Raw genomic sequence first — 14,233 nt, 5'->3', positions numbered from 1 at the left:
TAAAATTAGGAGAATTGCTTCACTGGAGTTGCAGCAATTGCATTTTGCTACGCATTGCTAGTGTCAGAAGAATTACTTCCGCTAATCCAAAAAACAGGTCTACAAAGGCAATGGATAAAAATCCTTTATCCTGCCCAAAGAAAAGTACTGCACAAATGAAAAATGTCGAACCAAAAGCTCTTGAAGGAAATATTGATATCCAGGCGGTTGCTTGATATCGGTACGGATCAAGTGCTCCAGGAACATAAAATGCACTAATAATAAACAACAGCATTCCCGCAGCGCGAACCCAGATAATTGGTACTGGTATATGCATTTGAAGGAACGTCAGCATTAGTTCTGGAAAGAAACAAGAGGGAATGACAAAAAGCATATTAACAATAATGCCAAGCCAAGTAACGCGACTAAACCATTTAGCATAATTATTCATTTTTCTCTCCTTTTAAAGCTTTTTCATGTACTCAACTAGTGCATCTTTATCTTCTGTAGGAAGATCGGTACCATATAAATGACCACTATTACTATTTCCAGGTTTTGTGGTATCGAACTTAAAGTATTGTTTATCGTTTTCTACACCAATATCAGATACAAAACCAACTTTTGCTCTGTCAATCACATCGTAGCCACGATAGAATTCTTTTGGTCTATTTTCTGGTGTTTCTAACAAATCTCGTAAGGTAGGGACTGAACCATTGTGTAGATAAGGACCGCGTAACCAAACACCATCAAGAGGCATATTTGCATAGCCATTCGTTTTGCGGAAATTCTTAAAGCGCCACGGATACCCTGTATACAGAGTATTTTGATTAGACATTGTTTTGTAGGTGTATGAGTCGAGACGATGGGGGTCTGTACCAATTTCTTGAATTGGTACAACTTTGCCTGTATAAGCACCACCAAAAGCATGACAACTAGCACAATTACTTTCAAAAAGCTGTTCTCCTTTCGCTGCGATAGTTTCGTTAACTTCGTAGGGATATTTTGGTGGTGGTAGTTCCCAAAGCCAATCGGCAACTCTCTGAATTCGAGGCAAATCAATCGTTGTGGGTGTGACTCCAGCGCCTAAAGCTGCACTCTTATTTCGTTCATCAACGGAAGTGTTATTACCATCCCAATGTAACTGCAATCCCTCACGGGGTTTTTGATTCCAAACTGAGGGGAAATCAGAAGTACCAATCAGTTCATCCTCACGCAATTTATCCATTGGAAAATGGAATTGAATTGCTTTATAAGGATTAAAAGTATCTACTCTTCCTGGGCCCCAATCTGGTTGTTTTTCAACGAAATCAAGTCGAGATGCCTGATTAATTAGTGCATCTCTAGTTTGAGGAATTGCAATGAAGCGATAAAGTAATTTTTCAATGGGATTAAGACCACCACTGATTTTTTCAATTTCTGGCAACATCCGGTTAGCAGTAAAGCGCTCATCTACACCAACTGCTGATAGGAATTTGATATATCCCTGCAAATTAACCACATTAGCAGGCATTGTCGTGATGACTTGATGTTCGCTATTCGGGGTATTTCGCAGCGTTCCTGTATGACATACAGCACAATTCAACCCAACTCTATCGATAAAAACTCGCCGTTGCGAAAAACCTATAGGCAAATCTTTGTCAGGTTCTTTGATAAATCCTAGAGAAGTATAACCTTTTCCAGGTAATTTATCTGGGAATAATTCTGGTAAAACTTTCCAAATCCAGTAAGGGATACCATTGACTGGTTCACTGCCGATTGAACCATATTTAAAGTGGTTTTCAATATCAGCATAATCCACTGGGGAGTTAGACAAAATAGGCCAAAGGAAAAATACTGCTACTGCTACAATACCTACAATCACAACCCAAATCCGCTGGAAGACTCCCTTGATTGAGGTTGGAAGTAGGGTAGGGTTTGTTTGTTCAGTCATGAAACACTCCCCATATTGTCGAGATTATTTATAAGCGAAATTGTCGATGTGATACGCATCGCTTTTTTATCTAGATGAATTGACAAGCTGAGTTTGATGAAAGACTGACATTACTTCTTCCATCATCTCTTCATAACTATTGAAGCGATCTTGCTCGTAACAACCCAAAGGATTTTCAATTACATTCAGCAGACATTTATTACAATAGGTACAGGGTTTATCTGCCAGGTCTTTACCTGCTTGAAAAGATTTAACTAGGTCATTATTAGCAATTAGGGTACGAGCCATTGTAACGCCATCACAATAATGCTCGTTAATTGCCTGACGAATATAAGAAGCTTGCTGTAAACCACCTGTACATAATACGGGAATATTAACGTGCTTTTTAATTTCTCTGGAATCTAGTAAATTTCTACCTTGGTTCTCTATCAGTAGCTGCTTGATTTTGGAGTCTTTTACATCATCACCACTAAATGCTTGAGGAGGCAATTGCTTTTTCACACGGTTCCATAAAAGATTGAAAATTGGATGCAAAAATGTTTTGCGGAATAAAATATAGTTGCGTGTAGTCTCTATGCCACTTGACAACATGGAATCATAAGTTTTAGTAATGATATCGAAATTAAAATCACCAATAGGATTGAGTGGGTGAGGAAATAAGCTACCAGTTGACACATGTACAGCATCAGCCCCAGCTTCTTCTGCCCATTTACAAACTTGGATGGAATCTTCTATGGTATTACCTGGTTTTTCCCAAAAGGTGACGGCGTTGTTATAGTCAACGGCACTAATTTTGAATTGCAGGTGAAAGTCGTTCCCTACTTCTTTGCGGATTGCTCTAATTACATCTAGCAAAAACCGCGCTCGATTCTCTAATGAACCGCCATATTCATCTTGACGGTCGTTAATTCCAGAACTGAGAAATTGATTAAAAAGATATCCATTAGCACTGTGCAATTCCACTCCGTCCAAACCTGCTTCACGAGCACGTCTAGCACCATCGGCAAAGTATTGGATTGTTTCTTTAATCTCTGTTAGTGTCATCGCTTGACACAAAAAGCCGTGGAATGGCTCAGTTTGGCTGGTGGAACTTAACGCTTTTTTTCCTAAGTTTTCTACACCACCAATATCTTGCTGTCGCCCCGAATGACTTAATTGCAAGATAAGTTTGCAGTCATATTCGTGGACTTTTTCTCCTACTTTTCGCCAAAAAGGAATGCGCTCATCACAGTTAATTGTGGCGTAATTGGGCATAATTCGCCCCCGAATGGCGACTGGGACAAAAGAAGTAATAATAGCCCCTACACCACCACGAGCAAACTTTTCTTCCCAGTTGATTCGGGCTTGAGTACCTGAACCATCATAGTTATCCCATCTTCCAGAAATGCTTGAGCGGAATATTCGATTTTTTACTGTGAGATTACGAAATCTCAATGGCTCAAAGATAATATCGTTTTCCATGTGTTCCTCTGTCTTCTCTTGTTTCGGCAATAAAATTAGGTGGCAAAATTTTTCGTAGCACTAACAGTCTCGCCAAAGACTATTATTTCTAGTGTCTCTGGGAGAGCAGTTTTTTATGTCTACAAATCTACAGTGGAGGTTTTCGGATGGGAGCGCTAAGTATTAAGTTTTTGTTACTTAAATTTACCTACCAAGTTTCAGCATGGATATTTATCCTTATTGGTTTTTACAGTTATATAAAGACTTTTGCAGTTTGTAAAGCTATGGGATTTACAGAACAATTCTTAAAAAAAGTGAAAATTTCCTTCTTTGTATGTCTCTTAAAAGGTTAAGGCAACCTTAAAAGTAGCTAAAAGTAGCTGCTAACAATTTGTTACAAACCTAACCAAGTATGTAGGAAATCGATATAACCATAGCAAATTGGTTATTGAACACCATTGTAAATTTACAATTTTTTAAATTTTTGATTTAGAAATGTATAAAAGTTTATTGATGACGTTTTGCAAGTTTGTGTAGTAACTTCATATATAACGAACCTCAGTCAGGTACATTCTAAATCATCAAAATCTCCTAAGACTAAATCTGGAAAATGGGAAATTAGTGATGAAGCATTAGTGTACCTCTGCAAAAGTGAGGTGCAGTGGAAAAGGTTTAGGTGTTACAACCAGAGAGTTTTATGAAAAAGACAAGTCTAATTTTTAAGGGCTGTCTGCTCCTCCTATTCGTGACTATGTTTATAGTCTGCGGCTTTTATGGAATGCCTACAGCTCTAGCTGATGAGTATAGTGAAATACCTACGTCCATAAGTACTGAGTATTCGGATACGGGTGTATCTGAATACCCTGATAACTGCGAGGGTATCGGTTATCTCCCAGAGTACACAAAGGAGAATTTGACAGATGCCGAGAAACGGGGTCGTTGCACTTGGTACTTATGGACTGGCGGTAATGCTAAGTACTATCGCGATCTAGCGAAGCGAACACATGGCGGTGTTGACCTGCTAAAGCTGATTGACTCGCGCGTGCATGACGAACGATTGCAACGTTATGGCGCAATTAACGATCCTGGATGTGAAAAAGCAACAGCGCCAGATGAATATGGTTTGTGGCTAGATAAGTGTAAAGATCCACTTTCAACTGGTGTTATTGGGTTGCGTAAGTTCCAAAACCCCAACTTCGACTCGGCAAAATGGAACCCTGTTGAATATGCCAAAACCTCACAAATTGAGCCTCCCTACGTAATCGGGCAGTCTTGTGCCATCTGTCATGTAGCGTTAGATCCTCTCAACCCACCTAAAGACAAGGAACACCCGAAATGGGAAAATCTTGTAGCAGCATTGGGTAATCAGTACATCAAGGAAAACAAATTATTTGCATCCAGCGTTGCAGACAATAGTTTTATTAAGCAAGTACTTGACTCTCAGAAACCGGGAACTTCTGATACTTCTCGGATTGCCACCGATCACATCAATAATCCGAATGCGATCAATTCCATTTTTAATTTAGGCGATCGCCCCACATATCCAGAGGTGATGAATGATGGTTCAACCAAGGATGTTAATCATATTCTCAAGGATGGTGCAGACTCTACAGGAGTGCCAATTGCCTCATTACGTGTCTACGTCAACATTGGGATGTGCGGCGATTACTGGACAAGTCTCCATGAGCCTTTATTAGGCAGAACTCCCCAAAAACCTTTTGACATCGCATCGAAAAGGCGCGGAAGGAGTGCGAAGGCTGGAGACAGACAGAAACACGCATGGCTGATGCCGAAGCATTCTTAAAAACCATCCAGCCGATGCACCTGAAAGATGCACCAGATGGTGAAAAGTTCTTGACTCAAGATGAAGAAGTTCTCAAACGTGGCAAGCTGGTTTTTGCCAGCACTTGTGCTGGTTGCCATTCCAGCAAAAAGCCATCGGCTGCGATCGCTGCTGACCCCGAACAGGCTCAGAAATGGTATGAAGAGTCTGTACTCAGTAGTAATTTTCTCGACCACAACTTCTTGTCTGATGACCAGCGTTATCCAGTTACTTTAATTGGAACCAATGCGGCGCGATCGCTAGGAACAAATGCCGCTAAGGGTCATATTTGGGATCAGTTCTCATCGAAGACTTACAAAGAACTGCCTTCACCAGGTACTTTGACGCTGTACAATCCCTTCGATCGGAAAAAACCCATCGAATTTAAGATACCTGACGGTGGTTTGGGATATTACCGTACACCTTCACTAGTGAGCATTTGGGCAACAGCACCACTTCTTCACAACAACACGCTAGGACTTTACAACGAAGATCCTTCAGTAAAAGGACGTGTAGAAGCCTATACTGATGCTATGGAAAAGCTGCTGTGGCCTGAAAAGCGTGAGGGAATTATCAGCAGGACAGATCGAGATACAAAATTAGAGCTTCCCCCAGGAGATCCGAATCCGAGATTTAAACTTCCTGTTCCTAAAGGTACGCCTGTGAATTTGCTAGCAAGCATCAATATTAGAGAGGCGATTACATCTCTCAATCTCAGCAGCCTTTTCCAAGACTTGAAACCGGGCGGTGGAATTAAGGGTAAGTTGGCACGTGTGCTTTTAAGAGCCAACAAATCTCCTGACTTTGTGGAAGATGAGGGTCATTATTTTGGCTCAAATCTGCCAGATGAAGATAAGAAAGCGCTAATTGAGTTTGTGAAAACGTTCTAAGTACAGTTCTGTATAAAATCGTAGTGTTTTGAACGCTCCAGGGCGCAGAGAATTCGCTACGAATTATTGAAAAAGAATTCAGAGGTCACTAATAGGGTATAGGGGGTAGGGTGTAGGGTATAGGGAGGACGGCATTGGTCGAGGCAAGTGATAATGACCTTTTGCTACGCCGGTGAATTGACGGGGCAAGTGAAATTGATGGTTGTTGGGGCTCTCTAGAAGGGAGCAACCCCACACCCCAAACCTGCAACCCCGCCCCAACGGGGCTTGGTCAGAATTCAGGAGCGGAGCCGGAGACTCCGAAATTCCGGTCAGAATCAAGACGCGACGCTCGAATACTCGCTACCGCTTTGCTATCGCGGATTCGCTAACGCTGCGCTATCAGTGGGGGATTGGGACCCGCCACTACGAAAGTTGACCACTAAATGTTCTCTTTCAGAGACGCTCTTGCGTTCGATTTAGTGGGGGTGCAAAAACGCCCTTGATTCAGACGCTCGCGGACTCGCTAACGCTGCGCTATCCGCTCTTTCGCACAAAATTCATTCTGAGTTCTGGCTCCTGACTCCTGAATTCTATTTTGATAAAATGTTGTACTAAGACAACTTGTCTAGATATTCTGCACTCGTTCCCAGGTTAAATCTGGGAACGAGAAAAAATATTTATTAAATAAATAGCAAGGATATATATGCAGTATTTACCAATCATCTTCGTTCGTGGATATGCAGGTACACAAAAAGACGTTGAGCAAACAGTTGACGATCCCTTTTATGGATTCAATAGTGGGTCAACCCATATTCGAGTAGATGAGAAGGAAAATCCTCAGAAGTTTTTTTTCGAGAGTCCATTGCTACGGCTAATGACTGATCATGGTTATCAACCGATTGTTGACAATCAGAATGTGAGCAATCAGATTAAAAGATTGTCCGATCAACTTCATAAAACTATTTGGATCTATCGATTTTATGATATATCTACACCTAGTTTTGGCTCCTCAAGTGTAGTCCGACAGGAGATGGAGGAGATAGCGAAGGGTTTAAGAGACCGGATCCAGAAAGTCAAAGAAACGACGGGTGCTGATAAAATTTATCTTGTCGCCCACTCGATGGGAGGTCTTGTTTGTCGCAGCTTGATTCAAAAGATTTATCCAGAACAAGGCGAGCAAGCTGCCGATCACATTGACAAATTCTTTACCTACGCTACACCTCATGGCGGTATTTATTTTGAGGTTGGGAGTGGTTTGCTTGAAAGCCTTAGAGACAGGTTTAAATTGAATAATTCTGATGACTTTGGCCCTCAGCGAATGTACCAGTATTTAACACCTGATATCAAGCCCAAGGATGAGTTACCCGATAACTTTCAGCTAGAAAAACTACAAAACATAGAGAATGCATTTTCACCAAACCGCGTTTTTTCTTTGATTGGCACTAATGCACATGATTATGAAGAAGCTTTTGGTCTCTCACGCAATGTCGTTGGGGTGAAAAGTGATGGTCTAGTTCAGATTGATAAAGCTTATATCATAGGATCTCATCGTGCTTATGTTCATCGCTCTCATGGTGGGCGTTATGGCATCTTGAACTCCGAAGAAGGTTATCAAAACCTGCAACGATTTTTGTTTGGTGATATCCAGGTGAAACTCTCTCTTAGCAATGTTGAGTTAAAAGACCTGGACAAGAATTTTTATCAACTGGAAACTAGGGTGGCTTTGCGTGGTCTTCCTATTCCTATATATGAGCAAGCGATCGCTCATTATTGCCCAATTACACAAGAGTTAACAAGAACAGATAAACCTGTTCCGCTATTTACAGCTTTCTTAATCCCAAGAAACTCAGTCAGTGATGATAATACCTGTAGATATGCCCTGCGTTTAGCACTGCATTCGTTCACAAAACAAGAGACGAATTGGTTACGTGACCATCATCTCGACCAAGTGCCCGTGTGGTCTGACTATCTAATTACTGATGTTGCCGAATCAAATAGTACTTATGAGGCTAAATACAGTTGGAATTCTGATAAAAAAGAGCCAGTAACAAAGTTAAATCCAACTTCTGAATCCACTTCGGGTGTATATGTTGCGTATGTTTCCCTACCTGAACGTGGGCAAAAAGTCTTAGGAACAAATGCGGCAGTTCGCTTGGAAATTTCCCAATGGCAATGAAGGAGGCAGGGGGAGTAGGGGGAGATGAGGGAGCAGGGGGAGTAGGGGGAGTAGGGGGAGCAGGGGGAGAAGAATTAATGACAAATAACAAATGACAAATGACAAAAGGAAAAATTATGCAAAGTAATCGCAAACAAACGGCTCTTATTACTGGTGCATCTGGCGGCATCGGTTATGAATTCGTGAAATTATTTGCTCAGGATGGTTACAATCTTGTGTTGGTAGCTAGAAGCGTGGAAAAGCTGAATAAAATCGCCGATGAATTTAAAAAGAAATTTGGTATTGATGTCAAAGTTATTTCCAAGGATTTATCTAACCCATCAGCCCCAGAAGAAATTTTCACGGAGCTAGAACAAGCATCGATCAATGTTGATGTGTTGGTGAACAATGCTGGGTTTGCTACCTACGGATTATTTAATGAAATTGACCTGAATGCTGAAATGCAATTGCTACAAGTCAATATCTTATGTCTAACACATTTAACCAAGTTATTTCTTAAAGGTATGGTTAAGCGGGGGTCTGGAAAAATATTAAACCTGGCCTCTACTGCTGCTTTTCAACCAGGGCCGCTGATGGCAGTATACTATGCCAGTAAAGCCTATGTTTTATCGTTCTCAGAAGCGATCGCTAATGAATTAGAAGGTACAGGTGTCTCGGTAACGGCACTTTGTCCAGGGCCTACAGAATCTGGTTTTCAACAAAGAGCCGCAATGGAAGACTCAAAGTTGGTAAGTGGTCAAAAAATTATGACTGCGGAAACAGTAGCCCAAATCGGTTATCGTGGTTTATTTGAAAACAAAACTGTTGTTGTTCCTGGAATTAAAAATAAGCTACTCGCTGAATCTGTAAGATTTACTCCCAGAAAGCTAGTGACTAAACTAGTTAGAAATATGCAGGAAAGCAAGTAATAAGTAGGTCGGTGTAAATAATTAAGGCAGGGGGCAGGAGGCAGAATTCTTTAATTTTGAATTTTGAATTTTGAATTTTGAATTGATTTCTCCCCCTGCTTTTTCACTAATCCCCCTGTGGATGCTCATCCCACAAGGTTGTCAATTCCCGTAAACTTTGATGATTGCCATTGCCTAAAATCAGATGATCTAGTACCGGAATGCCCAAAAGCTGCGCCCCTGCTAACAACTGACGCGTCAATTCTATATCTTCCTGGCTGGGTTCAAGGTTCCCAGAAGGATGGTTGTGGGCAACTATTACTCGCGTTGCACCTTGACGAATAACTTCTCGAAAAATATCACGGGGAGAGGCTAGGGTTTCGGTTGCGGTACCAATGGTAATTACTTGCGTACCCAATAAGCGATTCTTGACATCTAACAGCACCACTGCAAAACGTTCTTGTGTCTGCCACATCAAATCTTGACTGAGGGTAGCAGCAGCAGCAAGTGGGCTATCAATTAATGTGCCATCGTTGGGACGAGATTGAAAAGCGCGTTTACCCAATTCTATGGCTGCTAAGATACTTGTCGCCTTCGCCGGGCCAACACCAGAAATTTGCATTAACTCAGCAGGGCTAACTTCTCGCAGAACTACCAAAGGATCGCGTTGGTGTTTGCCTAATTCGCTCAAGATATATTGTCCCAAACCCACAGCAGACAGTTTTCCTGGCCCTTGACCAGTGCCTAAAAGAATTGCGATTAACTCCGCTGTGGCTAAAATTTTGGCACCATGCGTCATTAATCGCTCACGCGGACGCTCATTTGTAGGTAGGTCGGCAATTCTGAGGCAATAAGTCATATTAAACTAAGAAAATAGCACCACACATAGAACTATCCTTAGTTATCCCTTGTTTGCTCTCAAAATCATCTTTATTTGAGAAAATCTTTAATTTTAGGGAATTTTACCTCTAGTTTTTATGTAGAGATACCTTTGATAACACCATCTTCTCAAATACTTGCCACAAGATTTAGATAAAATTGGATTTAATCTATTAATCGAACATACTTGAGATAGGAGATGAGATGAAGGTATTTATCAGCTACAACTCTCAAGATAGAAAGTTAGCTTGGCAAATTGCTGATGCTCTGCGAAATGCAGATTTCCAAGTTTGGGACGATACTCAACTCTTCCCAGGCGATAACTGGGCAGAAGTTATTGCTAATGAGCTTCGAGAGTCTGATGCAATGGTTATTTTACTAACGCCTAACTCAGTTTATTCTCCCTACATGAATGCCGAAGTAGGCTATGCTCTAGGCGAACAGGGCTATAAAAGTCGGGTAATTCCTGTCCTTGCTGCTCCTTCTGAAGAAATTTCTCAATTAGAACTAGAAATTCCCTGGATTCTGAAGAAATTTGGGATAATTTACTTATCAAATCTTGAGCATGATGAGGAAGGTTTGAGAAATATTACCCAAGCTCTCAAAAAAGCTGCTGCTTAACAGGAGTGGATTTTCTAAATAATGATACCAAGTGAAGCTTTTCTTTCCCATTCAAGCCAAGATCAAGAATTTGTTTCTAAATTAGCAGAAGTTCTGCGTCATCACGGCATTCCAGTTTGGTACAGCAAAACGAACATTTTAGGTGCACAGCAATGGCATGATGAGATTGGAAATGCACTAAAAAGATGTGATTGGTTCCTTCTAGTACTTTCTCCAAACTCAGTAGATTCAATGTGGGTTAAGCGGGAGTTAATATTCGCCTTGCAACAGAATCGTTTTGAAAATAAGATTGTTCCAATTATTTATCAACCTTGCAATTATGAGCAGCTTTCTTGGGTGTTATCGAGCTTTCAAATGATAAATTTTCAAGAAGCTTTTGAAGATGGTTGTCGTGATATTTTACGTATATGGGGCGTAGGCTACCAGTTACGTTAGTAATTCTCTGGCTACAGAATCAGTCCAGAAGGGTCAAGCATCCCGCTATTTTATGCAGAGGTGAATAATTGATGACAGAAAACCGATGCCATGTCACTGCCCGCACCCGACCCAGTGAAGAATAACTGGGAGTTTGCCGAAGTCTGGATTGATGCAATACTGTCGCCTCCCTATGTGTTGTTACTTCTTGTCGATCGTCAGGGAAAGTGTTGTGTATACGATCCCGCCGAGGGTTATAAAGTCATATTTACTTGTTCAAGTTACGAAGAGGCTCAACTCTGGTTGCTAGAAGATGAGTATGAGCCGATTGAAGGGCGCGTTTGTGCATCTGAAGTTTGAGTAAGCAAATTGGTAGTTTACCGCAGTAGGCATCGCATAATTCAACAGTCCAACACTATACGCGATCGCAAACCCTTTTAACTTTTTAATTTTCCCTAATTACTGATAAATTTGCGTTGCTTTCAGCATGTGGTAGGTAATAATCAACTGAGTCAGAGCCAAAGGATAACTCTGGAGTGTTTCTCCAGTTGTACCAGCAATTTTACCCAATTCTGGATTACTTTCGCGATCGCAAATATTTCGTAAATGAGGCATATCAGAACAAATAATATGCTCTAGCTTATTCACCTGGTCTAAGGTGGCATGACCATCAACTTCTAAGACATCCACAGGTTTACTCATATCCCTGTCTAGCCCCAGGCGGATTGCAGAGTCAGAATTACCATAGCCAGAGTTGATAATCTGGGTAAAATCTGGGTGAGGAATTGTCGGACGAAGTACCAGACGAACATTCAGGTGTCCATTACTTTCATCATCTTCTCCGGTGGGTGGGTAGAAACTAATTACGATATCAGACCATTGCCGTTGCGGACGAATAAACTCTGCTGAATCTGGTTCGCGCTTTTCTAATTCCGCTAATACCTGTTCATCTGTGTAGCCGCGCTTTTGGGTGTCTCGTTTAACTTTCCACTTAGCGCGTAGTGTTTCAGGGGGTGCAAGGTAAACTTTCACGTCGTAGGAATCACGAGCTGCACGGGTAGAATAACCGAGTAATCCTTCAATAATGACGAATTTATTCGGCTTAATATATTGCGGTGGCTCGAATGTGCCGGTTTTATGGCTGTAAACTGGCTTAAGAATTGGTTGTCCTGTGCGTAGCAGCGACAGATGTTGCTGCATAATATCTAAGTGATTGCAGTCGGGGTGAAGGGCAGTGATGCCAATATCTGCACGTTGTTGGCGATCGTAACGGTGATAATCATCTGTACAAATGAGCGTGACATTTTCTGGGCCGAGTACCTGAGCGATTCCTCGCGTTAGTGTTGTTTTACCAGCCGCGCTGTCGCCGACAATACCAAGAATTATTGGACGGCTCATCATAACCTCCCACAATAAAAACAACTTTAGTAATAAAATTACCTACATATAGTTTTTATTCTAGAAGGGTTTAAGCAAGTAACTCAAACAAACACTTAGTATGCAATATAAAAACACATAGGATATTTGTGCGATGCCTACGGCGGTAAACTACGCTTTTTGCATAATAATTACAATCTAAATGATTGTTAGAGTTATCTGTACGCATAAAAACTAGACATTTTCTGTTGAACCTACTCTCAGCCGCAGATATTCAATTTTGATACAAGCATCCATAATCACATTGAGTCCTGCATCTATAGCTTTTTGTGCTGATGGTTGATGCCAGATACCCAGTTGTGTCCATACAGTTTTAGCATTGATAGAAATTGTTTCATCTAAAATTTCTGGCAAGTACTCAGAACGACGAAACACGTTAACAATATCCACGGGTTCGGGTAATTCCTGGAGTGCGGCATAACTGGGTTGACCGTCAATTTCTTTAATTAGAGGGTTGACGGCATAGACTGTATAGCCTTTCTGCCGCAAGAATTGAGCGATTTGATAACTGGTGCGTTCGCGTTTATCAGAGTGACCCACAACAGCGATAGTTTTGGCTTGGGTCAATACCTCACGCAGGGCGTTATCATCTTCTTTAAGGTTTGGCATGATTTAAAATATCCTCAGCGATCGCTTTGTTTCTCATACTGAGTTGCATTTAAATATAATTTTGACTTTTAAAAAATCATTCACGAGTAAAAAAGACTCATTCATGAGTATCAAAGACTCATTCACGAGTAAAAAAGACTCATTCATGAGTATCAAAGACTCGTCCACGAGTAAAAAAGACTCATTCACGAGTATCAAAGACTCGTCCACGAGTATTAAAGACTCATTCACGAGTATCAAAGACTCGTCCACGAGTAAAAAAGACTCATTCACGAGTATCAAAGACTCGTCCACGAGTATTAAAGACTCATTCACGAGTATCAAAGACTCGTCCACGAGTAAAAAAGACTCGTCCCTTATTCTCCATGCCCAATGCCCATGACAACTAAAACATTAGGACTCGAACAAAACCTCCACGACTATTTACTGTCAGTCTCTCTTCGAGAACCGGAAATTTTAACCCAACTAAGACAGGAAACAGCCCAGTATCCGATAGGGAGAATGCAAATTGCTCCCGAACAAGGGCAATTTTTGGCATTACTGGTGCAATTGTTGGGAGCTAAAAAAACTTTGGAAATTGGGGTATTTACAGGTTATAGTTCCCTAGTGGTGGCGTTGGCATTACCGAGGGACGGTAAGGTGGTAGCCTGTGATATCAGTGAGGAATTTACAACGATCGCTCGGCGCTATTGGCAGCAAGCAGGAGTGACGGATAAAATTCAACTGCATATTGCCCCAGCTTTGCAGACATTGGATTGGCTACTGGCAACAAAAGAAGCAGAAACTTTTGATTTTGCCTTTATCGATGCAGATAAGAGCAACTATGATGGCTATTATGAGCGATCGCTGCAATTAGTGCGTCCGGGGGGATTGATTGCGATCGATAATGTTCTCTGGTCAGGCAGGGTTGCCGACCCCCAAGTGCAAGATAATAGAACTAAAAGAATTCGTGCCTTTAATCAAAAGCTGCATCAAGACCAGCGAGTAAGTCTTAGTTTAGTCGCGATCGCAGATGGTTTAACTCTGGCATTGAAAAAATAATGTCTTTTAACATCGGGCGATTAACATATTACAGCAGTTTTATTTTACATGAAGTACAAAGTTACGGGTTTTGAGGCAGGAGGCAGGAGACAGAAACTTTTAATGTCTAAATGAATCTTGCACTTT

14 protein-coding genes are annotated in these 14,233 nt (G+C 41.3%); 8 read left to right on the top strand and 6 right to left on the bottom strand.

Going from position 1 to position 14,233, the window contains the following annotated elements; genetic code table 11:
• Positions 1-19 precede the first annotated feature (19 nt).
• The 3 genes from HWQ58_RS25985 to HWQ58_RS25975 form a co-directional block, all read right to left on the bottom strand.
• A complete protein-coding gene (locus HWQ58_RS25985) occupies positions 20-430 on the bottom strand; it encodes a hypothetical protein (RefSeq protein WP_292869219.1) in 411 nt (136 codons plus the stop codon).
• A gap of 12 nt (positions 431-442) precedes the next feature.
• Positions 443-1,909, bottom strand: coding sequence for a c-type cytochrome (locus tag HWQ58_RS25980; RefSeq protein WP_292869216.1), 1,467 nt, complete (start codon positions 1,907-1,909; stop codon positions 443-445).
• Positions 1,910-1,975: 66 nt separating this feature from the next.
• Positions 1,976-3,370 (bottom strand): NADH:flavin oxidoreductase, encoded by a 1,395-nt coding sequence (locus tag HWQ58_RS25975; RefSeq protein WP_292869213.1) that lies wholly within the window; start codon positions 3,368-3,370, stop codon positions 1,976-1,978.
• 757 nt (positions 3,371-4,127) lie between these two features.
• Between HWQ58_RS25975 and HWQ58_RS25970 the strand changes: the two genes are divergently transcribed.
• The 4 genes from HWQ58_RS25970 (at position 4,128) to HWQ58_RS25955 (ending at position 9,127) form a co-directional block, all read left to right on the top strand.
• Positions 4,128-5,153 carry a hypothetical protein gene (locus HWQ58_RS25970; protein WP_292869210.1) on the top strand — a complete coding sequence of 342 codons (1,026 nt, stop codon included), beginning with the start codon at positions 4,128-4,130 and terminating at the stop codon, positions 5,151-5,153.
• Positions 5,129-6,061: a hypothetical protein gene (locus HWQ58_RS25965; RefSeq protein WP_292869207.1), complete on the top strand. Its 933-nt coding sequence runs from the start codon at positions 5,129-5,131 to the stop codon at positions 6,059-6,061. The genes HWQ58_RS25970 and HWQ58_RS25965 overlap by 25 nt, the downstream gene beginning before the upstream one ends.
• A gap of 685 nt (positions 6,062-6,746) precedes the next feature.
• Positions 6,747-8,219 carry an alpha/beta hydrolase gene (locus HWQ58_RS25960; RefSeq protein WP_292869204.1) on the top strand — a complete coding sequence of 491 codons (1,473 nt, stop codon included), beginning with the start codon at positions 6,747-6,749 and terminating at the stop codon, positions 8,217-8,219.
• A 98-nt stretch (positions 8,220-8,317) separates the two neighbouring features.
• On the top strand, positions 8,318-9,127 hold the full coding sequence (locus HWQ58_RS25955; protein WP_292869201.1) for an SDR family oxidoreductase: 810 nt from the start codon (positions 8,318-8,320) through the stop codon (positions 9,125-9,127).
• Positions 9,128-9,233: 106 nt separating this feature from the next.
• Here the strand turns inward: HWQ58_RS25955 and radC are convergent, their stop codons facing one another.
• On the bottom strand, positions 9,234-9,965 hold the full coding sequence (gene radC, locus HWQ58_RS25950; protein ID WP_104909161.1) for a DNA repair protein RadC: 732 nt from the start codon (positions 9,963-9,965) through the stop codon (positions 9,234-9,236).
• 224 nt (positions 9,966-10,189) lie between these two features.
• Between radC and HWQ58_RS25945 the strand changes: the two genes are divergently transcribed.
• From HWQ58_RS25945 to HWQ58_RS25935, 3 genes are all read left to right on the top strand, one after another.
• The gene (locus HWQ58_RS25945) at positions 10,190-10,606 is read left to right on the top strand and encodes a toll/interleukin-1 receptor domain-containing protein (RefSeq protein WP_292869198.1); all 417 of its coding nucleotides are present in this window, start codon (positions 10,190-10,192) and stop codon (positions 10,604-10,606) included.
• Positions 10,607-10,627: 21 nt separating this feature from the next.
• Positions 10,628-11,041 (top strand): toll/interleukin-1 receptor domain-containing protein, encoded by a 414-nt coding sequence (locus HWQ58_RS25940; protein WP_292869195.1) that lies wholly within the window; start codon positions 10,628-10,630, stop codon positions 11,039-11,041.
• 90 nt (positions 11,042-11,131) lie between these two features.
• Positions 11,132-11,380 carry a hypothetical protein gene (locus HWQ58_RS25935; RefSeq protein ID WP_292869192.1) on the top strand — a complete coding sequence of 83 codons (249 nt, stop codon included), beginning with the start codon at positions 11,132-11,134 and terminating at the stop codon, positions 11,378-11,380.
• A gap of 99 nt (positions 11,381-11,479) precedes the next feature.
• Here the strand turns inward: HWQ58_RS25935 and HWQ58_RS25930 are convergent, their stop codons facing one another.
• Positions 11,480-12,418 (bottom strand): phosphoribulokinase, encoded by a 939-nt coding sequence (locus HWQ58_RS25930; RefSeq protein ID WP_292869609.1) that lies wholly within the window; start codon positions 12,416-12,418, stop codon positions 11,480-11,482.
• 213 nt (positions 12,419-12,631) lie between these two features.
• On the bottom strand, positions 12,632-13,066 hold the full coding sequence (locus tag HWQ58_RS25925) for a CoA-binding protein (RefSeq protein ID WP_292869189.1): 435 nt from the start codon (positions 13,064-13,066) through the stop codon (positions 12,632-12,634).
• A 378-nt stretch (positions 13,067-13,444) separates the two neighbouring features.
• On the opposite strand from HWQ58_RS25925, the gene HWQ58_RS25920 reads away from it, so the two are divergent.
• The gene (locus HWQ58_RS25920) at positions 13,445-14,107 is read left to right on the top strand and encodes a class I SAM-dependent methyltransferase (protein ID WP_292869185.1); all 663 of its coding nucleotides are present in this window, start codon (positions 13,445-13,447) and stop codon (positions 14,105-14,107) included.
• Positions 14,108-14,233 lie beyond the last annotated feature (126 nt).

Source organism: Nostoc sp. LPT (assembly GCF_017115165.1).
Taxonomy (GTDB): Bacteria; Cyanobacteriota; Cyanobacteriia; order Cyanobacteriales; family Nostocaceae; genus Nostoc.
Note: the sequence above shows the minus strand (reverse complement) of the source record. Positions and strands in the feature narration are given on the sequence as shown.